Consider the following 22773-nt stretch of genomic DNA (forward strand, 5'->3'; position numbering starts at 1 on the left):
TTACCGAGTGTCGCGTTATACCACGCAACCCCTTGTATTGTCAGGCCGGAGCAGGTGCCAGCCCGGATTGCAATGGCAAACGCTCCGCCGACCAGTGGGTCTGCGCCCATTCCAGTATAGCTTCGGGGCTGGCTCCGAGCAGTGTTGCCGGTGGCTCCTGCCCCAGGGTCTGTAGGGCGTGCCAGAGGTTGGTGCCGGGCTGGTCGTCGTCGAGTGCCGGTGCGTGGGTCTGTTTACTCAGTTTCTGCCCGCTGGCGTTGAGTATGACCGGGATGTGCAGGAAATCGGGCGCGGCAGTGCCCAGCCAGTCGAACAGTTTCAGTTGCGCGGCGGTGGTCTCCAGCAGATCTGAGCCACGCACGATGTCAGTAATGCCCTGGTCGATATCGTCCACCACCACCGCCAGTTGATAGGCATAGAATCCTTCCTTGCGTTGCAACACCGGATCGTCGCGCTCGGCGCGCAGCACCTGGGCCTGCGGGCCCAGCAATTGATCCCGCCAGCTCAGGGTGCAGTCGTCAAGCTTCAGTCGCACGGCGTGGGGGCCGTCGGGCATGGCTTTGCGGTTGCGGCAGTCGTTCGGGTGATGGCCGTTATGGGCACTCAGTTGTTTACGGGAGCAGGCGCAGCCGTAGGCCCGGTCGTCGTCAAGTAGCTTCTGGATGGCCGCCGCGTAGGCTTCATGACGTTCCGACTGGAAGCGCACGCTTTCGTCCCAGTGCAGCCCATGGCACTCGAGACTTTGCAGGATCTGGCCGGCGGCTTCGGGCGGTTCACGCAGGGGATCCAGGTCCTCGATGCGGACCAGCCAGGTGCCGGAATGGGTGCGTGCCTCGAGATAGCTGGCCAGCCCGGTCACCAGGGAGCCAAAATGCAGCGGTCCGGTTGGGGATGGGGCAAAACGCCCCCGGTAGACTGAGGTCATGAATCAGCGGAGCGCCGGACGTCTGGCGCCCGGCGTCCTGGTGCTGGCTGGATCAGATTCCGGTCTGGCGCTCGCGGATTTCCGCCAGCGTCTTGCAGTCGATGCAGAGCGTCGCTGTCGGACGAGCTTCCAGCCGGCGAGTACCGATTTCCACGCCGCACTGGTCGCAGAAGCCGTAGTCGTCCTTGTCGATGCGATCGATGGTCTGGTCGATCTTCTTGATCAGCTTGCGTTCCCGGTCGCGGGTGCGCAGCTCCAGACTGAATTCCTCTTCCTGAGTGGCCCGGTCGCTGGGATCGGCGTAGTTGGCCGCATCTTCCTGCATGTGATGCATGGTGCGGTCAACTTCTTCCATCAGTTCCTGCTTCCATTGAAGCAGCAGCTGGCGGAAGTGCTCCAGCATGTCTTCACTCATGTACTCCTCGCCTTTCTTCATTTCGTAAGGCGTGAAGTTGGTGAACCGTTCGCGGGCTTTTTCTTCAATATTCGGCATAGAAACCAGCCTCTTCTCAATACTCCAAGGAGGCTCCGACCTTCGTTGGTCCGGAGGCCCGACCTTTAGGGCATGGCGGCTGCCGTGGGCAGTCACCCCAGATTCCTGTCACCCGTCCCGGCCTGTTTGCCTGAGTACCAGCGTAGCATTTTTTGTCGGGTGCCTTCGCCCCTTGCCTCAGACTGGATGCGGGACTCAATGAATCTGCGGAAAATAGCAGATTCACCTGAGTCGCGCTAGTCCTGCACGTCAAGGCTGCGCAACCTGTCCGCCGGAGTCGGAATCGGTATGATAGGACGCTGATTTTCAAAGGTTCATCGTGGTGGGGCGAGGATCGGCTCTCGTCCGTATGAGCTCGTTCGTGTTTGCTGAAGCCCATTTTGACTGTTGGAGAGAATGATGGAGTTTCCTGTGCCGTTGATCGAAGGGCGGCTGATCAAGCGCTACAAGCGGTTTCTGGCGGATGTAACGCTGGACGATGGCCGGGTGGTGACGGCCCATTGCCCCAATACGGGCTCCATGCTGGGCTGCAAGGCGCCGGACAGCCGGGTCTGGCTGACCCACAGCAACGATCCCAAGCGCAAGCTCAAATACACCTGGGAGTTGGTGGAGGTCGCGCCGGAGACGTTGGCGCTGATCAACACCTCCCGCCCCAATCACCAGGTCCGTGCCGCCATCGAGGCGGGCCGGATCGACGCGCTGGCGGGCTATTCAAAGCTGCGCAGCGAGGTCCGTTACGGCAGCGAAAAGAGTCGTATCGATTTGCACCTGTCGGGCCACGCCGGCCAACCCGATGCCTGGGTGGAGGTGAAAAACGTGACGCTCGGCGAGGGCGGGCGCGGGTATTTTCCGGACGCGGTGACCACCCGGGGCCAGAAACACCTGCGGGAGCTCATGGCGCAGGCTGCGGCCGGCGAACGTGCGGTGCTGTTCTTCTGCGTCAACCATACCGGGGTGGAGAGCGTCGCGCCGGCGGATCATATCGACCCGGAGTACGGTCGGCTGCTGCGCGAAGCGGCGCAGAACGGCGTGGAAATCCTGGCCTGGCGGGCTGCCCTGACTCCGACGTCATTGGCGCTGGAAACACCGCTGCCGGTGGTGCTTGATTGAACGTCAGCCGACGTGGATCAGCAGCATCCCCTCCTGCCGTTCGACGGTGAGCGGGGTCAGATTGTCACCGGCGCAGGGGCCGGTAATGCAATGGCCGTCATCGACGGTGAACAGCGCGTGGTGATTGACGCACTGGATGAAGCAGTGATCCGCGTCCATGAACTGGTCCGGTAGCCAGTTCAGCGCGATACCCAGGTGGGGGCACACATTATGGTAGGCATAGACCTGCCCCCGATGGCGGACTACAAAGCCACCGAAGGTCTTGTCGGGCAGGTTGAACTGGCGGCATTCGTTCTCCGCCAGATCATCGGTGAGCGTGATGGTCGCCGGCATGGTGTGGGGTCGTCGGATTACTTGGTCGTGTTGTAGCGCATGCGGGTGCCATGATTCAGCGACATAACGATCTCGTCCGCATGCAGTTCAATCGGAAACAGGCATCCCGAGATCTTGGCGCCGGCAATGCTGGCGCCTTCCAGGTTGGCCCGGCTGAAGTCGATGCCTCGCAGGTCGGCACCGCGAAAATAGGCGTGACTCAGGTCGAGGCCCGCCACGTCGATGCCCCTGAGGTCCAGACCACGAAAGTCCCCGTGGGAGAAGCTGGGGTAGGTGTCGAGGCCGCCCTTGGCCTCGTTGAACGCCTGGATGTTTTCATTGCGCAGGGTCTGGTAAAGCGGGTGATCAAGTACGCGTACCGTGTCTTCCATGGATCCGACTCCTGTCTCATGGGCCTGTCATCAGTGTAGTGGCGTCCGCTGGTCACGCGAGTGAGAAATGGCTCCGGATGCGGTCGGCCAGACTCTCCGCAACCCGGTCCTCTTCCGTGTGCACGTGGACGGTGTGCGCTCTTTCGTCTTCCGCGATCGGCTCCAGCCAGGTGAGCTGCTTGTCGAGCAGCGCCTCGGTGGCTTCGGAGGCATCGTCGTTGCGGGCCCGGATCCACTTGCGACGCAGGGCTTCCGGCGCCTGGCAATCGATCAGGGCGAACGGCATACCGAGCTCCGCCGCCAGATCGTCGAACCGCGCCCGCTCGGCGTGCTTGAGGCAGGCCGCATCGATGATCACGGGGCAGCCCGAGAGCAGTATGTTCTGCGCCAGGGCGGCCAGACGATCGTAGGTCTTCTGGTTGGATTCGGCGCTGTATATATCCGCACCAATACCAGAGCGGCTGTTGTCCAGCGGGCTCAGTCCGTGCAGGCGCTTGCGTTCCACGTCCGAACGCAGACGGATCAGCCCCAACTCCCGTGCCAGGGCACCACTGACCACCGTCTTGCCGCTGCCGGAGAGGCCGGTTGTGGCCAGCAGGTACGGGTTCGGGCAGGTGCCGTAACTGTCGGCCAACTGCGCGTAGCTTCGGAACGTATCCAGTAATCCGGCCTTGTCCGCTTCGCTCAGCCCCTCGTTGCCCCGGGTAAACAGGGCGATCTTGGCCCGAACCATGGCCCGGTAAGCCTTGTACAGCGGCAGCAGGGGCAGGGCCTCGTAATCACCGCTGTATTCCAGGTAGGTGTTCAGGACGTCCATGGCGAGACCGTTTTCACCACGGGATTCCAGGTCCATCAGCAGGAAGGCGACGTCATTGATCACATCGATCCAGCGGAAGGGCTCGTTGAACTCGATGCAATCGAAGACGGTGACGTCACCGTCGTAGTAGGTGATGTTGGACAAGTGCAGGTCGCCGTGGCACTCCCGCACGAACCCGTCGCTGCGGCGCTGGGCGATCTTGTCTTCCAGGCGGTTGAAGGTGGTGCGGGTCCAGGCTTCCAGTTCGTCCACCTGCTTGAGCAGGTCAGCATCGTCCAGCAGAGGGCGGACCTGATCGAAATTCTCCTGCATGGCCGCGTAGACCGCTTCCGGCGTGCCCAGTGGCTTGTCGTCCGGTACCCGTGGCAGATCCCGGTGAAACTCGGCCGTCTGGCGCGCCAGATCCTTCATCGCCTTGCTGGTCAGGTTGCCTTTTTCCTGTATCGCGTCGAGCAGGTTGGCCTGGTCGAACTGACGCATGCGGATCGCGTATTCGAACGGTTCGCCGTCGCCGCCCAGGGTTGGGTTTTCCGCACTGCCGGTAATGGGGACCACGGCCTCATACAGATCCGGTGCCAATCGACGGTTAAGGCGGATCTCTTCCTCGCAGAAATGCTTGCGGCGATCCAGGGATGAAAAATCGAGGAAACCGAAATCCATCGGCTTCTTGATCTTGTAGGCGTAGGGACCGGTGAGGATGACCCAGGAAATGTGGGTTTCCAGAACCTTGAAGTCGTCCACCGGGTGGTCATAGCGGGCGGGGTCCTGGAGGGCACTGATCAGGTCATTGCTCACGGGTCTCTCCTTTGCATCGGGGTCTGCATTGACGTGTCGCGACCTATGATAGCGTTCCAGTCCCCAAATGACAGTGGGCGATTCACAGAAAGGCGTGACGTCTGGGGATCGGGGTGCCTCTGACCCGCCCTTCCATTCCTGTATTACAGTTTCACAACCTGTGGGCTTCCCGTGAGGCGGTCTGGTTATAATGCGCGCCATGGCCAAATCATCCCCGAAAAACCGCGGTCGCGGTAACAGTAAGAAAAAACAACGTAAGTCCCCGGCAAAGCAGGGTTTTCGATCCCGTTTCTGGCGTCTTTTCTGGCGCCTGGGACTGGTGGGCCTGGTGGTGCTGGCGGGCTGGACGGTGTACCTGGACGCGGTCGTGACCTCGAAGTTCGAGGGCCGGCGCTGGGAAATTCCCTCGCGGGTCTATGCCCGTCCGCTGGAACTCTACGATGGCGCCGCCGTGACGACGGTGGGTCTGAGCAACGAGCTCTCGCAACTGGGTTATACGCCGGTCCGCTCGGCCCGGGAGCCCGGCACCTACAGTCGCAACGGACGCACCTTCGAGATCTACACCCGCGCCTTCCGGTTCTCGGATGGCGAGGAGCCGGCCCGCCGACTGCGTTTCAGTATCAGCGGCGATCGCGTCCAGCAGTTCCGGGTGACTGCCGGCCCGAATTCACCGGTGGTGCGCCTGGAGCCCATACAGATCGGTGGGATCTATCCCGCCCACAAGGAAGACCGAATCCTGATCAAGCTGTCCGACGCCCCGGACTCTTTCGTGCCCGCCCTGTTGGCGACCGAAGACCGGGATTTCTATCAGCACTGGGGCATCGCGCCGCTTTCTATTGCCCGGGCCATGTGGGCGAACGTGCGCGCCGGGCACGTGGTGCAGGGTGGCAGTACGTTGACCCAACAGCTGGTCAAGAACCTCTACCTCAGCCGCGAGCAGACGCTGGTGCGCAAGGGCAACGAGGCCATTATGGCCATGCTGCTGGAACTGCACTACGACAAGCCGGAAATCCTGCAGACCTATCTCAACGAGGTGTACCTGGGGCAGGCCGGTGCCCGCTCCATCAACGGCTTCGGACTGGCCAGCCAGTTCTATTTCGGGGAATCCTTCAGTCATCTGGACCTGCACGAGGTCGCTTTGCTGGTGGCGATTATCAAGGGGCCCAGCTACTACGATCCTCGTCGCCATCCGCAGCGGGCGTTGAAGCGTCGCAATCTGGTTCTGGATTTGCTGGCCCAGACCGGCAAGGTGCCGGCCGACAAGATCGCCGAGGCCAAGCAGCGTGGGCTGGATGTGGTCAACAAGCCCTCTTACAGCAACGCTCGCTATCCCGCTTATCTGGACCTGGTGCGTCGTCACCTGGCCCGGGAATATAAGGACGAGGACCTGAAGAGTGCCGGCCTGCGCATCTTCACCACGCTGAACCCGGAGATCCAGCGCATCACCGAGCAGTCCGTACGCAAAACGCTGGATCGACTTGATGGCGGAGGCAAGGACAAGACGCTGGAATCCGCCGCGGTGGTCACCTCGCGGGACAGCGGCGAGGTGCTGGCGCTGGTAGGCGGTCGGGAACCCAAGTTTGCCGGTTTCAACCGGGCCGTCGATGCGCGTCGGCCGATTGGTTCGCTGATCAAGCCGTTCATCTATCTGACGGCACTGAGCCATCCCGACAAGTACACGTTGATCACGCCGATCAAGGATGAGCCCTTCACGCTGGTATTCGACGACGGCCGTCGCTGGTCGCCGGAGAACTACGAGCACGAATCCCACGGCATGGTGCCGCTGCACCGGGCGCTGGCGAAGTCCTATAACCTGGCGACGGTCCGGGTGGGGCTGGACGTCGGCATCGACGAAGTGATTGATAACCTGCACAAGCTGGGGCTCAACGAGCCGGTCCAGAGCTACCCGTCGATGCTGCTCGGGGCGATCAACCTGTCGCCGGTCGAGGTGGCATCGATGTATCAGGGGCTGGCCACCTCCGGCTTTAATACGCCGCTGCGCACCATTCGTGAGGTGATGACCTCCGACGGCAAGATCCTGTCCCGTTACGGGCTCGAAGTCGATCAGGTGGTCGACCCGGCCGCGGTCCATCTGGTGCAGTACGCCATGCAGGAAGTCATGCGCGAGGGCACCGGACGCTCCGCCTACCGTTACCTGTCCTCTGATCTGGGGCTGGCGGGCAAGACCGGCACCACCAATGACGGTCGCGACAGCTGGTTCGCCGGCTTCAGCGGCGATCTGGTCACGGTCGCCTGGGTCGGTCGGGATGACAACGGCCCGACCAGCCTGACCGGTGCCACCGGCGCCCTGCCGGTGTGGGCCAATATCATGTCCCGGATTCCCCAGTATGGGTTCTCGCCCGTCGTGCCGACTGATGTAAAGTATGAGTGGGTGGACGGTCAGCAACAGGCACTGACCAGTGAATCCTGTGACAACGCGCGGTTCGTGCCCTTTATCGTTGGCAGCGAACCCAAAGACACGGTCAATTGCTCCGGCGACCTGACGCGTCGGGTCCGGAGCTGGTTTGAAGGACTCTTTGAATGATGCATAAACGACTGCTTCCCGGTTTGTGCCTGGGTATGACCATGCTGGCCGGTTGCGCCAGTGGACCGGGTGGTTCCATCTACGTGCCGGCCGGACAGTCCCAGGACAACGCGCCACCGCCGCCCACCGCTAACGAGCCGGAAGCGGCGCCGCGCGCCTCGGAACAGCCGCAGGAAAGCCCGGAGTCCAAAGCGTCGAAGCCGGCGCCGAGCTACCAGGACGAGAGCGAAGCCATCTCACCGGCGGCAGCCAGCCTGGTCCAGAAAGCCGATGTGATGCTGGCGGAGGGCGATACCCGGGCGGCCATCAGTCAGCTCGAACGGGCGCAACGCATCTCGCCGCGCTCCAGCAAGGTCTATTTCAAGCTGGCGTACGCCTACAAAGCAGAAAACCAGTTGGGCAAGGCCGAACAGTTTGCCTTGAAGGGATTATCGCTGGCGGGATCGGATACCGGGCTCCAACGCACGGGCTGGCACATGCTGGCGGACATCCGCCGGGCCTCCGGCAACGTGGCCGGGGCCGAGCAGGCTGAAGCGCGGGCCGCCGCACTGTAAGCAGACCGCCGAGCCCAGGGATTCAGGAGGGTGTGATGCAGAAACGGACGTGTTGCGGTGTGGTGATGGTGGCCGCCCTGGCGGGGCTGGGTGGTTGTGAATGGGAATTTGGTACGGTCGGCTCCGATGAGGACGGCTCCCTGACCCTGAAGCTGGCCGATGCGCCGGTGGATGATCTGGCGGAAGTCGTCATTACGGTCACGGGCGTCGAGCTCAAACCCTCAGACGACGACAGCATCACCATTGATTTTGACGACCCGCAGCCGATCGATCTGCTCGACCTGCAGAATGGCGATGTCGAAACGCTGCTGGATGAGGAGGGCGTGCCGGCCGCCAGTTATGAGTGGGTGCGTCTGATCCTGAGCCAGCAAAGCAGCGATCAATACGTCACCGGCGATGACGGTGGCACTTATGGACTGGTGATCCCGTCCGGCGACCAGTCCGGTCTCAAGGTGAACGCCGGTTTCAGCGTGGCCGATAATAAAGCGGTGTCCATGACGCTGGATTTCGACGTCCGCAAATCCGTCGTGGCGCCAACGCTCAACCCGTCCACCTATTTCCTCAAGCCGGTCCTGCGGCTGGTCAAGGACGACAACGTCGGTTCCATTTCCGGAACCGTCGATGAATCAACCATCCTCCAGACACGCTGTGCCAGCGTCGGCGACTTTGCCGGGCTGGTGTATATCTACGAAGGGGCGGACGTGGAGCCGGATGACCTGGGAGGTGCGACCGAACCGGTTGCGGCGGTCCCCGTCAACAACCGTGATAACCCGGGCGTATATCGCTACAAGGCATCGCTGCTCAACGAAGGGGACTACACGGTCAGCTACAGCTGTGACAAGGACGATGTCGAGGCGGACGAGTCCCTGTCCTTCCTCGATCCGGTGAATGTGGAGGTCGGGGCCAGAGAGGATACCGATCTGGATCTCGAGTAATAAGAGGTCATTGGTGATCGGCGAAAAGGGCCGGCAGCCGCCCGGAGGCTGCCGGCCTGCGCGGATCAGAGGCCCGCGTTCTTGAGGCGGTTGGCCTGTTGACGGTAGACCGTCTTGGGATCGGTCTCGAACAGGCTATGCAGGCCCAAGGCCTGGTTCACTTCATCCAGGTGATTCATGAAGTAGTTGTCGCGGATCACCTTGCCGAAGTGATTGCTGCAGCGACCGACCAGGCCGTCGTTGGCGGTCGTCCCGAATGCCGCGGCGGTGACCAGCAGCAGGGCATCGGACGGATCCAGGGCATTGGTCAGATGACCGGTGCCGCCCCAGGAATAGAAACGCATGCCGTTGGCATTGTACGCGCCCTCGCCACAAGCCGACGAGGGAATGCCGGCCGGCGCGAAGGCGTTGAACTCGGCGCTGCCCTCGGTGGACAGGGACGCCACGCTGGCGCTGAAGTCCTGTTTATAGCCGCCACCGGACAGCAGGTCGATCAGTCCGCCCAAGGCATTGGCCAGACCGGCGACCGGGCCTTCAACCGGCGAACCGGCAATCAGGTCCGCGACTGCCGAGCCCTTGTGGGGCGAACCGACCGTGGTCACGGAAGCCACGAGATCCGGACGCACGCGGGCCACATAGCGCGCCGTGGGCCCGCCGTGGCTGTGGCCGATCAGGTTCACCTTGCCGTAGACCGCAGCAATGGCTTCGATCTGCGGTAGCAGGGCCTCGCCGCGTTCGATGGAGGTATCCAGCGCAGGTACCTGGGTCAGGAACACCTTGGCGCCGTTGTCGCGCAGATCTTCAGGAATGCCGTACCAGTAGTCGTAGCCGGCGATGTCGTCAAAACCGAACATGCCGTGGACCAGTACGATGGGATAGCGTGTTTTTGCGTAGTCGGAGGGTGTGGAGTCCCACCACCAGGCCGCAGCCGGCATGGACCACGCCAGTACGCCCGTCAGGGCGAGCAGCTTGAGCCAGTGTTTCATTGTTGTCGTTCCTACCGTGTGTTTGTTGTTGTCTTGGTGTCGGGGTCGGACCTGCTCCGGACGAGCGGAACGACCCAGCCAAACGGCGGCCTCTGTCAGTGGGCGAACGATCGGTAGCGGCTATATGTGCCGCCTGCGTACCTCTGATCGCCTTGTTGTTGTGATCTGACAGACGGTCGCAGACTGCTTTGACGGACAATCCCAGTATTCAGCAAAGGCGGGCAGATTACTTGGGCCAGATGGGCCCTGGAGGTGGGGATGTGATGTGGGTCGCTTAACTGGCCCGGTGTGACAAGGATGGCCGGGGAGGCCGGCCATCCTGCGGTATCCCGTGATTTACAGGGTGTCCATGACCTTGCGGGCAGCAGTCAGGGTGTGTTCGATATCCTCGTCACTCATCGCTGCGCTGGTGAAGCCGGCTTCGAAGGCCGATGGCGCCAGGTAAACGCCTTCCTTGAGCATGCCGTTGAAGAAACGACCGAATCGCTCCGCATCGCAGCGCATGACATCTTCGAAGGTATTCACCTGATTCTGGTCGGTGAAGAAGAAACCGAACATCGCCCCGGCGCTCTGCACGACGAGCGGTACACCGGCGGCATTGGCCGCACGCTTGAAACCGTCACGCAGGGTATTGGTCTTCTCGGTCAGGCGATCGTGGAAGCCGGGTTCGGAGATGGCTTCCAGCGTCGTCAGGCCGGCGCGCATCGCCAGTGGATTGCCGGACAGGGTGCCCGCCTGGTAAACCGGGCCCAACGGTGAAATGTGGGACATGATCTCGCGCTTGCCGCCAAATGCGCCGACCGGCAGCCCGCCGCCGATCACCTTGCCCAGAGCCGTCAGGTCCGGGGTGACGCCATAGCGTTCCTGGGCGCCGCCCAGAGAGACGCGGAAGCCGGTCATCACCTCGTCGAAAATCAGCACGCTGCCGTGCTGGTCGCAGACGTTGCGCAGTCCTTCGAGGAAACCCGGCACCGGCGGGATGCAGTTCATGTTGCCGGCGACCGGCTCAACGATAACGGCCGCAATCTCGTCGCCCATTTCGGCGAACACCTTGCGCACGCTCTCGATGTCATTGAACGGCACCGTCAGGGTGTGCTCGGCGAGGCTGGCGGGAATGCCCGGGGAGTTGGGCACGCCCAGCGTCAGGGCGCCGGAACCGGCCTTGACCAGCAGGGAATCCACATGGCCGTGGTAACAACCTTCAAACTTCACGATCTTGTCGCGACCGGTGAAGCCCCGGGCCAGGCGAATGGTGCTCATGGTGGCCTCGGTGCCGGAGTTGACCATGCGTACCAGATCGATGGACGGCACCAGCTCGCAGATTTTCTTGGCCATGGCGGTTTCGATGGCGGTCGGCGCGCCGTAGCCCACGCCCACGTCGATCTGGGCGTGCAGGGCATCGATCACCCGCTGGTCGCGGTGGCCGAGAATCATGGGCCCCCAGGAACCGATGTAATCGATGTAGCGATTGTCGTCCTCGTCATAGAGGTAGGCGCCTTTGGCGGTCTTGATGAAGATGGGGGTGCCGCCAACGCCCTTGAACGCCCGCACCGGCGAGTTCACGCCGCCGGGGATGTACTGCTGGGCGTTTTTGAAAAGGGTTTCGGACTGGGTCATCAGGAGGACTCCTGTTCGGTGGTCTTGGCAAAAAGGTTGGTAAAGGCACGGGCGCGGGTTTCGATGTCATCGGTGCCAAACAGGCCACCGATGACAGCCAGCAGGTCCGCGCCATTGGCAATCAATAGCGGGGCATTTTCCAGGCTGATGCCGCCGACGGCACTCAGGGGAAGTCCCAACGGCTGCGCCTGTTGCAGAATGTCTGGCGTTGCTGCCGGCGCACCTGGCTTGGTCATGGATGGGAAAAAGCGGCCAAAGGCCAGGTAATCGGCACCGGCTTCGCGGGCTGCCTGAGCCAGTTCGAGGCTGGCGTGGCAGGTTTTGCCGAGGATGGCGTCCGGGCCCAGCAGGGCGCGGGCTTCGGCGATGTTGCCGTCTTCCTGGCCCAGATGCGCGCCGGCCGCGCCCACGCGCCTTGCCAGGGCCGCATCGTCATTAATGAGCAGGGGAATCTGGTGGTTGGCGCAGACACTGACCAGATCCCGCGCCCGTGCCAGGCGCTCTGTTTCCGTTGCCTGCTTGTCGCGGTACTGGACTAACACCGCACCGCCGCGGATGGCGGCTTCGACCGCCGGAACCAGTTGGTCGCCCGGCAACAGGTTGGGATCGGTAATGGCATAGAGCCCTGGTCGAAGCGCTTCCCCGGGGTTCATAAAGACACCATCGCGACACTGCGATCCGGCACCGGCTGGCCTTTGCCCACGGTCAGCGCCTGATCAATGGCCCGTGCGACCAGATACTGGGAGCGTTCAATCGCGTCCTCGAGCGGCAGGCCTTTGGCGCGACCGGCCGCGATGCCCGCCGCGAGCGTGCAGCCGGAACCATGGTATTCACCGCCCAATCGGTCGATGTGCCATTCCTTCGTGTCCGTACCCGCCCGGTAAAGCCGGTTAATGATCTGCGGTCCAGTGCCATGGCCACCAGTCCCCAGGACCGCTGGGCAGCCGGCTTCCAATAATTGTCTGGCGGCGGCCTCAGCATCGTCATCCTCACCCAGTTGGGCCAGTTCGATGCCGTTCGGTGTGATGACGTCGGCGAGTTGGAACAGGCGAGTGGTCATGGCCTGAATCAGTTCATCGTCGGCCAGGTCACCGCCGCCGGCGGCCTTGATGACGGGGTCGACCACCAGGGGAATTCCGGTGCGGTCCCGCATGAAATCCACCAGCACGTCGACAATGGCTGCGCTGCCGAGCGCGCCGGTTTTCACTGCGTGGATGGGAACGTCCTTCGCCAGGCATTCCAGCTGCTGGCGGACCAGGGCCGGATCGATCGCCTCGGCGCTGTGGACGTTGCACGTGTCCTGGACGGTCAGGCAACTGATGACCGGCAGCGGGTGGCAGCCCAGTGCAGTCACCGCCTGGATGTCGGCCTGGATGCCGGCACCGCCGGACGGATCGAGACCTGAGAGAATGAGGACGTGGGGGCGTTGATGCATAGCGTGACCTGAATGTTTCAGTGAATCAGAACGGCTTGACGGTGACCAGGATCACCACGGCGACCAGAATCAGCACCGGCAGTTCATTGAACCAGCGATAGAACACGTGACTCCGCTGGTTGGCATCGTCCCGGAAAACCTTGACCAGGTGGCCGCAGTAAACGTGATAGACGACCAGCAGCGCCACGAGTGCCAGTTTCGCATGCAGCCAGCCCTGGCTTAAATAGGCCGAAGGGCTGTAGCTGATCAGCCAAAGGCCGAGCACAATCGTCGCAATCATCGACGGGGTGCCGATGCCCCGGTACAGCTTGCGTTCCATGATCTTGAAACGCTCGCGACCTGCCTCGTCCTCGCAGCTGGCGTGGTAGACGAACAGTCGGGGCAGATAAAAAATAGCGGCGAACCAGCACACCACCGCAATGATGTGGAAGGCTTTAACCCAAAGCATGGAGGCTTATTCCTTACGGTATTGGTAGTAGTGTTCGATATCCGATTTCAGCACGACGCCAATGATCCGCTGAATCATGGGGGCCACATGACGCTGCACGTAGAGCGCTTCGGCCCTGCTGTCGTTGAACTGGGCCATGGCTTCCTCAAGGGTCGCCTGATAGGGAATCGGCGCCAGATCCCGGCGGTTGGCCGGAATTTCCATCAGGTCGATCTCGGGATTTTTCTCGGGATCCTCCGGGTCCGGCTCCAGCTTCTCGGCATGATCCTCCAGATAGCGCGCCAGGTCCACCGACGGCAGCAGGGCGGTGGGTCCATTCTGGCCATCGATGATCAGCCAGCGGGGTTCGGTCTTGAGGATTTCCCTGGCGATCTCCGGACCGATGCGGCGCTGCACCCGCCGGAGACTGCGCTCCATGATGGCGCCCACTGAGACCCGACGGAGTGCCTGGATCACCGGCGAATTCTGGTAACTTAATCCCTGGCTCTTAAGCACCGACAGGAAGATCGAACGTTGACCGAACACTTCGCTGGCCACCAGGCTGGAGACGGTCACGATCAGCATGCCCGGCAGGATGATGTTCGGATTGCGAGTCAACTCAATCAGCGCCATGAGCGCAGCCAACGGCGCCTGCAGGACAGACCCCATCATCGCCCCCATGCCCAACATGGCGTAGAACCCGGTACTGGAGGCGATGTCCGGCGCCACGGCGGCGCCCACCAGCCCCATGGCGCCGCCCAGCGTGGCACCGATGAAAATCGTCGGGCCGATCAGGCCGCTGGGCATGCCGAGGCCGATCGTAATGGCAGTGATCACCAGCTTGGTCAGCGCGATCGCGAGCAGCAGCAGAAGCGGGATCTGGTCGTGGATGGTCTCACTCACCGTGTCATAGCCGATGCCCATGATTTCCGGCACCAGGATAGCCACCGGCACCATCAGCAGGCCGGCCGCCGCCATGCGCAACAGGATTGGCTTGTCGTTGAAGCGGGTGGACAGCACGAGGAGGCGGACAAATCCCGCCGACGCCACGCCGATGACCACGGCGATCACCAGGATCCAGGGGATTTCCAGCAGGGAGTTCATGGTCAGTGGCGGCACGGTAAACGCCGGTGCCGAGCCGTAAACGGCCTGGGTCACCACCCCGGCACTGACCGAAGCCAGGATCACCGGGGTAAATCCGGCGATGGTGTATTCCATCATCACCACTTCCATGGCGAAGATGACGCCGGCGATCGGCGTATTGAACGACGCGGAGATGGCCCCCGCACAGCCACAGGCCACCAGCGTACGGATGCTGTTGTTGGGGAGCTTCATCCACTGACCCAGCAGGCTGGAGAAGGCCGCCCCCAGATGCACCGCCGGGCCTTCCCGGCCGGATGACTGGCCGGTAACCACGGTGCCCACGCCGAAAATGAACTGCACGATGGCGCTGCGCAGGGAAATATAGCCCTGGTGGTAGTTCAGGCGTTCCATGACGTAGGTGACGCCGACCTTGCGATCGGAAATGACCAGCCGGTGCATCAACAGGCCCAGCAGCAGGGCGCCGCACAGTGGCAGCAAGCCCCGCACGACCCAGTCCAGGCTCTCGAACGACTCGTTGTGCCCGCCCGGCAGGAATTCCGAAAGCGGCCACTCGATGGCCAGGCGGAACAGCAGGATCACCAGGCCTGTGATGATCCCGGAAATCAGACCGAGGATGGACAGCTGGGGCAAAGCATCCACGCCCGACAAGCGTCTCCGGAAAAGGGGAATCAGCTCGTCAACAATGCGTTGCCTCAGTCTGTTCATGCGTGGGAATGCCTTTTGTAGGGGCGTCCCGGCTGCCAGCGAGGCCTTCCTGTTCTGGTTGTGGGGCGGCTGACGGACTCCGGGGCCGTGTGTATTTCAAACGTAACAATGACTTATTGTATTGTAATTGGCGCTACACAGCGTGCCAAAAGCCTGATCAATATCATGTTAGACTGTCCGCCGATTCAAGACGGTCGCCCTGCAACCGGGCAGCGAGGAGGACAGAGCATTGATCAAGGTAGGTATTGTCGGCGGAACCGGGTACACCGGGGTGGAACTGCTGCGGATTCTGGCAACCCATCCGGACGTGGAAGTGGCCATGATCACCTCGCGATCCGAGGCAGGCCAGCCCGTTGCCGATATGTACCCGAACCTGCGCGGCTACTTTGATCTGACTTTCACCGAGCCGGACGAAGCCGCCCTGGCTCAATGCGACTTGGTGTTCTTTGCCACCCCTCACGGTGTGGCCATGCGCATGGTGCCTGGTTTGATCGCTGCTGGCACGCGGGTCGTCGACCTGTCCGCGGACTTCCGGATCCGGGATCTGGACGTCTGGGCCAAGTGGTACGGCATGCCCCATGAGTCGGCCGACTGGGCCGAAAAAGCCGTCTACGGTCTGCCGGAAGTGTTCCGGGAGCAGATTCGCGAGGCCCAACTCGTGGCCAATCCCGGCTGTTACCCCACCGCGGTCCAGCTGGGTTTCCTGCCGCTGCTGGAAAACGGTCTGGTGAATCCCGCTCATCTGGTGGCGGACGCCAAGTCCGGCGCCAGCGGTGCCGGTCGTCAGGGCAAGATCGGTATGCTGCATGGCGAGATTGGCGAGAGCTTCAAGGCCTATGGCGCCTCCGGACACCGGCACCTGCCGGAAATCCGTCAGGGGCTGGAACTGGCCGCCGGTGGCAACGTTGGCGTGACCTTCGTGCCGCATCTTCTGCCGATGATCCGTGGCATCGAAGCCACCCTGTATGCGGAAGTGCGGGATCCGGTGTCCTTTGACACCCTGCAGGGCTTGTTCGAGAAACGCTACGAAAACGAGCCGTTTGTCGACGTCATGCCGTTCGGTGCTCATCCCGAAACCCGCAGTGTGCGCGGTGCCAACCACTGCCGGATGGCCCTGCACCGTCAGGAGGACAGCCCGGTGATCATCGTGTCCTCGGTGATCGATAATCTGGTCAAGGGCGCGGCCGGCCAGGCGGTCCAGAACATGAACATCATGTTCGGTCTCGAAGAAACCGCGGGGCTGGCAGCGCCGGCCCTGTTGCCGTAACGGAGGCCGATCGTTGGCTTCCGATCGCAAGAAACAGGGTGAGTACATTGTTGTCCGCTACCAGCCGGGGCAGCGGTATAAGCGATGGTTGATCCTGCTGGTCGTCAGTTTGATTTTCGCGGGTGTGGGCTATCTTGCCGGTATGGCACAAGGTGGTTTCCGGTTTACGACGGAGGCCGAACCCGGGCCGGATCTGAGCGGTGAGCTCTCGGCCATGCGTACGCAGCAAACGGACTTGCAGCAGCAGATGATCAACCTGGAGCGTGGTCGCAAGATCGATCAGCAGGCTCTGTCCCAGGCGCGGCATACGATCTCGCGTCTGGAAGACCGGCTGAGTTCCGTCAAGGCGGATCTGACGTTCTACAAGAACATCATGGCGCCGTCGGAATCGGATAACGGGCTGACGATCCAGCGACTGGAGCTGGAACAGCGCCCCGGTGACCGGGCGGTTCGTTTCAAGCTGGTATTGACGCAGGTGGGTGACAATCGCAGCTATATTGCCGGCAACGTGGCGGTGAACGTCATCGGTGAGCAGGACGGCAAGCGGCAGGTGGTGGCGCTACGTGACCTGTCGAAAGATATCGAAGACCTGGGGATCCGGTTCCGTTACCGGTATTTCCAGGATGTTGAGGGTGTCATGACGCTACCCGATGGCTTCGAGCCGCTGGAAGTGCAGGTGGTGGCGAAAGCCGAAGGGCGCAAGGCGACCCAGACTGAACGAACGTTTGAATGGCAATCGGTGATGGAGAAATAAGGCATGCTCGGCAACAAGAAGCAGAAATCGCGTAAACCGACCACGGGGCATTTCGATACCCTGATTTCCAGCAAGACCGCGATTTCCGGCGATGTCGAATTCTCCGGCGGTCTGCATATCGACGGACGCGTCCGCGGTAAGGTGATGGCTGAGGAAGGCACCTCGGCCATCCTGCGTGTTTCCGAAATCGGCGCGGTGGAAGGCGATATTGTCGCTCCGCATGTGATCATCAACGGCACGGTACACGGCGACGTGTACGCTTCCGAGCACCTTGAACTGGCCCAGAAAGCCTCCATTAACGGAAATGTCTATTACAGCCTGATCCAGATGGCGATGGGAGCCGAAGTCAACGGCAACCTGGTCCACCAGAAGGAGCCGGTCGGCCTGTTGCGCCAGTCGCGGGAGGCACTGGAAGCCAATCCGGCGTCGCAGAATGAGGCGGACGCCGAATCCGCGGAGGAGCGGTCTGAATAATTGACTGTTTTAGTCGGGAATTGGATAATCCATCGGTAGCTGCTTTTTTTACCCAGGAGGCGACCCTTGAGTGCAGTTCAGGAACAGATAGCCACACCCATGTTTGTCAGCGACAACGCTGTGGCCAAAGTTCGGGAGCTGGTCGAGGAAGAGGAAAACCCCGATCTGAAGCTTCGCGTCTTTGTGACCGGCGGCGGTTGCTCCGGCTTCCAGTACGGCTTTTCCTTCGATGAGGCCCAGGAAGAGGACGACACCATTATTGAGAAAGATGGCGTCACGCTGCTGGTCGACCCCATGAGTTACCAGTATCTGATCGGTGCGACCATTGACTACCAGGAAGGGTTGCAGGGGGCGCAGTTCATGGTCCAGAACCCGAATGCCACGACGACCTGTGGCTGTGGATCATCGTTTTCGATCTAGGATCGGTTGGTTTCACGGAAAAGGCCTGCTTTTGGAAGCAGGCCTTTTTGCGTTCTAGCCTTGGTAAATGGCCCCCAGGATTCTCTCGCCACGCGCACCGGTCACTGCCGGCAGGTTGCCGGTCTGCTGATCCAGCGTGCGTTTGGCCAGCCAGGCAAACGCTACCCCTTCCACCCATTGCGGATCCAGGCCCAGTGCGGCCGTCGTCTTGATGATAGCGTCTGGTAGAACGATCTCCAGGCGCTCCATCAGGAACTGATTGCGGGCGCCACCGCCACAAATATACAAGGTGATATCAGAAGATTTGGGGAGCTGCATGGCGAGTGAGCGGGCCGTCAGTTCCACCAGCGTGCACTGCACATCGTTGGCGGGGATGTCCGGATGGCGTGCAATGACGGTTTCAATCCAGGACAGGTTGAAGCGTTCCTTGCCGGTGCTCTTGGGGGCCGTTCGCCGGAAATAGGCGTCGGTGAGCATGTCGGTGAGCAGGGCCTGGTTTATCTGGCCGGTTTGGGCCCAGTGGCCATTGTCGTCATAGGGGCGTCCGGTCTGCTTGAGGCACCAGGCGTCGAGCAGTGCATTGCCCGGGCCCGTGTCGAAACCCAGCGCCTGGTCTGGTTCGGCGTGTGGCAGCCAGGTGATGTTGGCTATGCCGCCAATGTTGACGATGCAGCGGCTTGCCTGGTTATTCCCAAAAAAAGCGCGATGGAAGGCCGGGACCAAAGGTGCTCCCTGACCGCCCGCCGCCAGATCGCGACGACGGAAGTCGGCGACGGTCGTGATGCCCGTGACTTCCGCGATCAGGTTGGGGTCGCCAATCTGTGTGGTGAAGGGGTGCTTGCCCGACGGCTGATGCCGGATCGTTTGGCCGTGGCTGCCGATGGCGACGATCGATGCCCGGGGCAAATCCGAAGCCTTGATCACACCGCTCGCCGCCTCGCCAAACAGGGCACCCAGTTCGTGGTCCAATTCACCGACCTCATCCGGCGTCGCCTGGTTCTGGCAGGCGCGGGTCAAGCGCTGGCGGAGCGTGTCGGTATACGGCAATGAGTAGGTGCCGTGGATCTCCACGCGATCACCGGGAAACGACGCCAGCACCGCATCGATACCGTCCATGCTGGTTCCTGACATGAGCCCGATGTAGGCCGGTTCGGTCATCGATTCACTCACTCTCCGGGCCCAGGGCAATCTGTCTTTCGCCGCGAGCCTCGTTGAGTGCGGTCAGCAATGTTTGGGTCTTTGCCTGGAAACGCGCCATTTCCGCTTTCGGTACCGGGCTGGCATCCGGCAGTTTGACGGTGCGGGAATTGCGCGGAGCGCCGTTAATCCGGAATTCATAATGCAGGTGCGGTCCGGTGGCCAGGCCGGACGACCCCAGGTAGCCGATGGTCTGCCCCTGTTTGACACGGACACCGCTGCGCATGCCTTTGGCAATGGCGCGCATGTGGGCGTACAGCGTGGAGATGTTGTCGCCATGCTGGATCACGACCGCGCGCCCGTACCCGCCTTTCCAGCCGGCGGAGACGACGCGGCCATTGCCAGCGGCCTTGATGGGCGTTCCCGGCGGCGCTGCGTAATCCGTACCTTCGTGAGGGCGGACGACGCCCAGCACCGGATGACGGCGCTGCAGGTTGAACGGCGACGAGACGCGGGCATTGATCGGCGTGCGCAAGATGGCTTTGCGCAGGCTGTGGCCATCGGGGGTGTAGTAGTCGGTGTCCCCGTTCTCGTCGGTGTAGCGCAGGGCAATGGTCTCTTTGCCGCGATTGATGAACTTGGCGGCCAGGATGTTGCCGGTGTCGATCTTCTCGTCGTCCAGATAGAGGTCCTGGTACAGCACTTCAAACTTGTCGCCCTTGCGTATGTCGTAGACGAAATCGATATCCCAGCCGAAAATGCCGGCCATCTCCATGGTCAGCCGGTCGTCCAGGCCCGCGTCGCGAGCCGACAGGTAGAGCGAATCGTCAATCACGCCGTGCCGATAAACCGGGCGGGGTTCCGGCTCGCGCGTGACGATCTGTCCGGCGAAGCCTCCATCCTGACGTTCGATGTGCAGGGACTCCAGGCGATTGCGGGTCAACTCGATCTGCTGCAAGTCGCCGCTGTCATTGGTGGCAAAGGCGATGGATTCGCCGGCGTACAATCGCTCCAGCTTGCCCGCGTCACCCTCTCCGTGAATCACTGAGAACATCAGGGAGCTGTTGAATCCGGCTTTCTTGAAGAGTGTGGTGAGAGAGTCGCCGCTTTTAATGGTGAAGCGCTGCCAGTCCAGCTCCGGTTCAGCCGGCGCCACAGGGGCAGGCGCCGTCTCTTGCGCTGGCTGGTCGGCTTTGGCAATCTCTTCCGGCTCGTCCGATGGGCGCTGTGCCTCCGGTTGCGACGATGCCACCACCGAGTCGGGCTCTGACGCCGTCTCGGGTTGTGCTTTCTCTTCAGGTTTGGAAGCGGCCTGGTCGAGAGATGTCGATGTACGGCCGGCTTCCGCGGGATCGCCTGGGCTCAACACAAAAGCGAGGCCGACCACGGCGCTGAGCGTGCCCGCAGCGATCAGGTGTTTTTTGGGGAATGTCTTGAGCACGTTGAAACCTGTTTTCCCTGACGCAACTGGATGTTGTGCCAAATAGTTAAAGTTAGTCCGAAGTATAGTGCATGCCAAACGGCTGGCAACAGCCCTTGCAAACGGCTTTAGCCGTACAAATCCCGGCCGGCGAAACCGGGGCGTCCTTGATATAATGCGGCGCCCGTACCGGCCAAAACGCTGGATTCTAGTATGAGCTGGCCAAAAACTGAACAGTGAGAACTGTATCAAGTCAGCAGGTAACGCTCTGCAGTGTTGTGTTGAGCTTTGTTAAAACCGACTGGTAATAGAGGAAGGATGAATGACCGCAATCGATGATGCCCTGGCGCTGATCAAGCGAGGCGTTGATGATCTTCTGCCGGAAGACGAGCTGATCGAAAAGCTGAAGTCTGGCCGTCGTCTGCGTATCAAGGCGGGTTTTGATCCCACGGCGCCGGATCTCCACCTCGGTCATACCGTCCTGATTAACAAGCTGCGTCACTTCCAGGATCTGGGGCATGAAGTGATTTTCCTGATCGGGGACTTCACCGGCATGATCGGAGATCCGACAGGCAAGAGCGCCACGCGGCCGCCGCTGACGCCGGAGCAGGTATCCCGGAATGCGCAGACCTATAAAGAGCAGGTGTTCAAGATCCTCGATCCTGAGAAGACGACGGTAGCGTTCAACTCGGACTGGATGAACAAGATGTCTGCTGCGGACATGATTCAGCTGGCAGGTCAGAGCACGGTGGCACGGATGCTGGAGCGGGATGACTTCTCCAAACGCTATGAAGGTAATCAGCCGATCGCCATCCACGAGTTCCTGTACCCGCTGGTGCAGGGGTATGACTCCGTGGCCCTGGAAGCGGATGTAGAGCTGGGGGGTACGGACCAGCGTTTTAACCTGGGAATGGGGCGCACGATTCAGAGCCGTTACGATCAGGAGCCGCAGGTCATTCTGACGATGCCGATCCTCGAAGGCCTGGATGGCGTGCAGAAGATGTCCAAGTCGCTTGGCAATTACGTTGGCGTCAACGACTCGCCGGGTGAGATGTTTACCAAATTGCTGTCGATCCCGGACAGTCTGATGTGGCGTTATTTTGAATTGCTGAGCTTCCGCCCGTTGGCCGAAGTGGAAGAGTTCCGCAAAGCTGTTGAAGGTGGGGCGAACCCGCAGGACTACAAGCGGGTATTGGCCGAAGAGATTATCGCCCGCTTCCATGATGAAGAAGCCGCAAAAAATGCGCATAAGTCGGCGGGTAACCAGGTCGCGTTGGGGGAGATTCCGGAAAATGTGCCGGAGGTCTCCGTGTCCCTGGGTGAGCGCGACAGCATACATATTGTGTCGCTGCTCAAAGAAGCGGGGCTGGCCCAGAACGGCAAGGCGGCCAAAGATGTCTTCGGTCGGGGTGCTGTTTACATCAATGGCGAGCAGTTGAAAGATGATCGCATGTTTGCCCGGGGGGAGGATGTCGTCATCCAGGCGGGCAAGAAGAAGATTGCCCGGGTTGTGATTGTCGATTGAATGCCTTTATAGGTAGAGGCATTTAGCCGTCGGCGATGGCTGATGAGCAAGAAGATGGGCGGCTAATCCGTCTTGTTGGTATAGAAGAGGTCATTCCTGCATCGGGAATGGCCTCTTTTTTTATGGTGGTATTGAGCTGAGAGGAGGTCGCCCTCATCTTATGAGAATAGGGGCGGGAAGTTGTATAGCGATGTTACCTTTGGATCTGGTTGTTTGTTGATCGGATTCGAGGGTTGTCTGGTTGTCTTCTGAACAGTTCATTTCGGAAAACCGAGACTTTGACTAAAAAGCTTTAAAAAGGGCTTTACAGGTCCGCTGGGGTCTGTAGAATGCGCATCTCTTTCGAGGGGCACGCCACTGAGGCGGGGCCGAAATCGAAAGGCAACCGATTGTTTTGATTAAGAATTCCGAGTTTCAGATTTCTTCAAAACAGCGGTTGACAAGGTGGCAAAGCAGTGTAGAATGCGCGCCACCTTGAACGGGTCAGCCGGCACGATTCGGCGGCTTTCGGAAGCATCGAAAGCGCTGAAAAATAACGGTTGACAAGGTTGAGCGAAGCGGTAGAATACGCGGCCTCAACAGGGCAACAGCCCGGCTCTTTAAAAAATTGACCAAGTAATTCGT

General features: G+C 61.2%; 23 protein-coding genes. 9 read left to right on the forward strand and 14 right to left on the reverse strand.

Translation table 11 applies throughout. From position 1 onward, the window contains the following. Positions 1-40: 40 nt before the first annotated feature. Positions 41-925, reverse strand: a complete 885-nt coding sequence (gene gluQRS, locus J3364_RS20180; RefSeq protein WP_349559958.1) for a tRNA glutamyl-Q(34) synthetase GluQRS — start codon at positions 923-925, stop codon at positions 41-43. Positions 926-977: 52 nt separating this feature from the next. Further along, the gene (dksA, locus tag J3364_RS20185) at positions 978-1418 is read right to left on the reverse strand and encodes an RNA polymerase-binding protein DksA (RefSeq protein ID WP_123636198.1); all 441 of its coding nucleotides are present in this window, start codon (positions 1416-1418) and stop codon (positions 978-980) included. Between the two features lie 399 nt (positions 1419-1817). Here dksA and sfsA point away from each other — a divergent pair, with 399 nt between their 5' ends. After that, complete coding sequence (gene sfsA / locus J3364_RS20190) at positions 1818-2528, forward strand: DNA/RNA nuclease SfsA (RefSeq protein ID WP_349559959.1); 711 nt, start codon at positions 1818-1820, stop codon at positions 2526-2528. A gap of 3 nt (positions 2529-2531) precedes the next feature. Here the strand turns inward: sfsA and J3364_RS20195 are convergent, their stop codons facing one another. Genes J3364_RS20195 through J3364_RS20205 form a run of 3 tightly spaced genes read right to left on the reverse strand, consistent with a single transcriptional unit; the run spans position 2532 to position 4844 of the window. Then, a complete protein-coding gene (locus J3364_RS20195; protein ID WP_349559960.1) occupies positions 2532-2861 on the reverse strand; it encodes a Rieske (2Fe-2S) protein in 330 nt (109 codons plus the stop codon). A 17-nt stretch (positions 2862-2878) separates the two neighbouring features. Continuing rightward, positions 2879-3232, reverse strand: coding sequence for a pentapeptide repeat-containing protein (locus J3364_RS20200; RefSeq protein ID WP_349559961.1), 354 nt, complete (start codon positions 3230-3232; stop codon positions 2879-2881). Positions 3233-3284: 52 nt separating this feature from the next. Continuing rightward, complete coding sequence (locus tag J3364_RS20205) at positions 3285-4844, reverse strand: bifunctional aminoglycoside phosphotransferase/ATP-binding protein (RefSeq protein ID WP_349559962.1); 1560 nt, start codon at positions 4842-4844, stop codon at positions 3285-3287. A gap of 199 nt (positions 4845-5043) precedes the next feature. Between J3364_RS20205 and mrcB the strand changes: the two genes are divergently transcribed. Genes mrcB through J3364_RS20220 form a run of 3 tightly spaced genes read left to right on the forward strand, consistent with a single transcriptional unit; the run spans position 5044 to position 8878 of the window. Continuing rightward, complete coding sequence (gene mrcB, locus J3364_RS20210; RefSeq protein ID WP_349559963.1) at positions 5044-7389, forward strand: penicillin-binding protein 1B; 2346 nt, start codon at positions 5044-5046, stop codon at positions 7387-7389. Further along, on the forward strand, positions 7389-7943 hold the full coding sequence (locus J3364_RS20215) for a tetratricopeptide repeat protein (protein ID WP_349559979.1): 555 nt from the start codon (positions 7389-7391) through the stop codon (positions 7941-7943). The genes mrcB and J3364_RS20215 overlap by 1 nt, the downstream gene beginning before the upstream one ends. Before the next feature lie 35 nt (positions 7944-7978). Beyond that, positions 7979-8878, forward strand: coding sequence for a DUF4382 domain-containing protein (locus J3364_RS20220; RefSeq protein WP_349559964.1), 900 nt, complete (start codon positions 7979-7981; stop codon positions 8876-8878). A gap of 65 nt (positions 8879-8943) precedes the next feature. Here the strand turns inward: J3364_RS20220 and J3364_RS20225 are convergent, their stop codons facing one another. The 6 genes from J3364_RS20225 to J3364_RS20250 all read right to left on the reverse strand — a co-directional run bounded on the left by J3364_RS20225 (position 8944) and on the right by J3364_RS20250 (position 15152). Next, complete coding sequence (locus J3364_RS20225) at positions 8944-9864, reverse strand: lipase family alpha/beta hydrolase (protein ID WP_349559965.1); 921 nt, start codon at positions 9862-9864, stop codon at positions 8944-8946. Between the two features lie 336 nt (positions 9865-10200). Next, entirely contained in the window at positions 10201-11481 is a 1281-nt protein-coding gene (gene hemL, locus J3364_RS20230; RefSeq protein ID WP_349559966.1) for a glutamate-1-semialdehyde 2,1-aminomutase, read from the reverse strand. Further along, a complete protein-coding gene (gene thiE, locus J3364_RS20235; RefSeq protein ID WP_349559967.1) occupies positions 11481-12134 on the reverse strand; it encodes a thiamine phosphate synthase in 654 nt (217 codons plus the stop codon). Before thiE ends, hemL begins: the two co-directional genes overlap by 1 nt. Continuing rightward, the gene (thiD, locus tag J3364_RS20240) at positions 12131-12916 is read right to left on the reverse strand and encodes a bifunctional hydroxymethylpyrimidine kinase/phosphomethylpyrimidine kinase (protein WP_349559968.1); all 786 of its coding nucleotides are present in this window, start codon (positions 12914-12916) and stop codon (positions 12131-12133) included. The genes thiE and thiD overlap by 4 nt, the downstream gene beginning before the upstream one ends. 25 nt (positions 12917-12941) lie before the next feature. Beyond that, a complete protein-coding gene (gene hemJ, locus J3364_RS20245) occupies positions 12942-13364 on the reverse strand; it encodes a protoporphyrinogen oxidase HemJ (RefSeq protein ID WP_349559969.1) in 423 nt (140 codons plus the stop codon). Between the two features lie 6 nt (positions 13365-13370). Beyond that, entirely contained in the window at positions 13371-15152 is a 1782-nt protein-coding gene (locus J3364_RS20250) for a chloride channel protein (RefSeq protein ID WP_349559970.1), read from the reverse strand. Positions 15153-15381: 229 nt separating this feature from the next. On the opposite strand from J3364_RS20250, the gene argC reads away from it, so the two are divergent. The 4 genes from argC to erpA all read left to right on the forward strand — a co-directional run bounded on the left by argC (position 15382) and on the right by erpA (position 18067). Continuing rightward, positions 15382-16419 (forward strand): N-acetyl-gamma-glutamyl-phosphate reductase, encoded by a 1038-nt coding sequence (argC, locus tag J3364_RS20255; RefSeq protein ID WP_349559971.1) that lies wholly within the window; start codon positions 15382-15384, stop codon positions 16417-16419. A gap of 13 nt (positions 16420-16432) precedes the next feature. Continuing rightward, positions 16433-17173, forward strand: a complete 741-nt coding sequence (locus tag J3364_RS20260) for a DUF6776 family protein (protein ID WP_349559972.1) — start codon at positions 16433-16435, stop codon at positions 17171-17173. 3 nt (positions 17174-17176) lie between these two features. Further along, complete coding sequence (locus J3364_RS20265) at positions 17177-17647, forward strand: bactofilin family protein (RefSeq protein WP_123636182.1); 471 nt, start codon at positions 17177-17179, stop codon at positions 17645-17647. Between the two features lie 66 nt (positions 17648-17713). After that, a complete protein-coding gene (gene erpA / locus J3364_RS20270; protein WP_203143456.1) occupies positions 17714-18067 on the forward strand; it encodes an iron-sulfur cluster insertion protein ErpA in 354 nt (117 codons plus the stop codon). Positions 18068-18121: 54 nt separating this feature from the next. On the opposite strand, the gene J3364_RS20275 is transcribed toward erpA, so the two are convergent. Both J3364_RS20275 and J3364_RS20280 read right to left on the reverse strand, forming a co-directional pair. Continuing rightward, positions 18122-19225 (reverse strand): anhydro-N-acetylmuramic acid kinase, encoded by a 1104-nt coding sequence (locus J3364_RS20275; RefSeq protein ID WP_349559973.1) that lies wholly within the window; start codon positions 19223-19225, stop codon positions 18122-18124. 4 nt (positions 19226-19229) lie between these two features. Beyond that, complete coding sequence (locus J3364_RS20280) at positions 19230-20645, reverse strand: OapA family protein (protein WP_349559974.1); 1416 nt, start codon at positions 20643-20645, stop codon at positions 19230-19232. 301 nt (positions 20646-20946) lie between these two features. Here J3364_RS20280 and tyrS point away from each other — a divergent pair, with 301 nt between their 5' ends. Next, entirely contained in the window at positions 20947-22149 is a 1203-nt protein-coding gene (gene tyrS, locus J3364_RS20285; protein ID WP_349559975.1) for a tyrosine--tRNA ligase, read from the forward strand. Between the two features lie 424 nt (positions 22150-22573). Here the strand turns inward: tyrS and J3364_RS20290 are convergent. Next, positions 22574-22773 (reverse strand): hypothetical protein (locus J3364_RS20290; protein ID WP_349559976.1); only part of this gene is annotated, 200 nt, incomplete at its 5' end.

Source organism: Marinobacter sp. NFXS9, from assembly GCF_040148665.1.
Lineage (GTDB): Bacteria > Pseudomonadota > Gammaproteobacteria > Pseudomonadales > Oleiphilaceae > Marinobacter_A > Marinobacter_A mangrovi.

Bases quoted from the DNA above. Each gene is read 5' to 3' on its own strand.
- gluQRS (WP_349559958.1), bottom strand. From the start codon at position 925: ATGACCTCAGTCTACCGGGGGCGTTTTGCCCCATCCCCAACCGGACCG.
- dksA (WP_123636198.1), bottom strand. From the start codon at position 1,418: ATGCCGAATATTGAAGAAAAAGCCCGCGAACGGTTCACCAACTTCACG.
- sfsA (WP_349559959.1), top strand. From the start codon at position 1,818: ATGGAGTTTCCTGTGCCGTTGATCGAAGGGCGGCTGATCAAGCGCTAC.
- J3364_RS20195 (WP_349559960.1), bottom strand. From the start codon at position 2,861: ATGCCGGCGACCATCACGCTCACCGATGATCTGGCGGAGAACGAATGC.
- J3364_RS20200 (WP_349559961.1), bottom strand. From the start codon at position 3,232: ATGGAAGACACGGTACGCGTACTTGATCACCCGCTTTACCAGACCCTG.
- mrcB (WP_349559963.1), top strand. From the start codon at position 5,044: ATGGCCAAATCATCCCCGAAAAACCGCGGTCGCGGTAACAGTAAGAAA.
- J3364_RS20215 (WP_349559979.1), top strand. From the start codon at position 7,389: ATGCATAAACGACTGCTTCCCGGTTTGTGCCTGGGTATGACCATGCTG.
- J3364_RS20220 (WP_349559964.1), top strand. From the start codon at position 7,979: ATGCAGAAACGGACGTGTTGCGGTGTGGTGATGGTGGCCGCCCTGGCG.
- J3364_RS20225 (WP_349559965.1), bottom strand. From the start codon at position 9,864: ATGAAACACTGGCTCAAGCTGCTCGCCCTGACGGGCGTACTGGCGTGG.
- hemL (WP_349559966.1), bottom strand. From the start codon at position 11,481: ATGACCCAGTCCGAAACCCTTTTCAAAAACGCCCAGCAGTACATCCCC.
- thiE (WP_349559967.1), bottom strand. From the start codon at position 12,134: ATGAACCCCGGGGAAGCGCTTCGACCAGGGCTCTATGCCATTACCGAT.
- thiD (WP_349559968.1), bottom strand. From the start codon at position 12,916: ATGCATCAACGCCCCCACGTCCTCATTCTCTCAGGTCTCGATCCGTCC.
- hemJ (WP_349559969.1), bottom strand. From the start codon at position 13,364: ATGCTTTGGGTTAAAGCCTTCCACATCATTGCGGTGGTGTGCTGGTTC.
- J3364_RS20250 (WP_349559970.1), bottom strand. From the start codon at position 15,152: ATGAACAGACTGAGGCAACGCATTGTTGACGAGCTGATTCCCCTTTTC.
- J3364_RS20265 (WP_123636182.1), top strand. From the start codon at position 17,177: ATGCTCGGCAACAAGAAGCAGAAATCGCGTAAACCGACCACGGGGCAT.
- J3364_RS20275 (WP_349559973.1), bottom strand. From the start codon at position 19,225: ATGACCGAACCGGCCTACATCGGGCTCATGTCAGGAACCAGCATGGAC.
- tyrS (WP_349559975.1), top strand. From the start codon at position 20,947: ATGACCGCAATCGATGATGCCCTGGCGCTGATCAAGCGAGGCGTTGAT.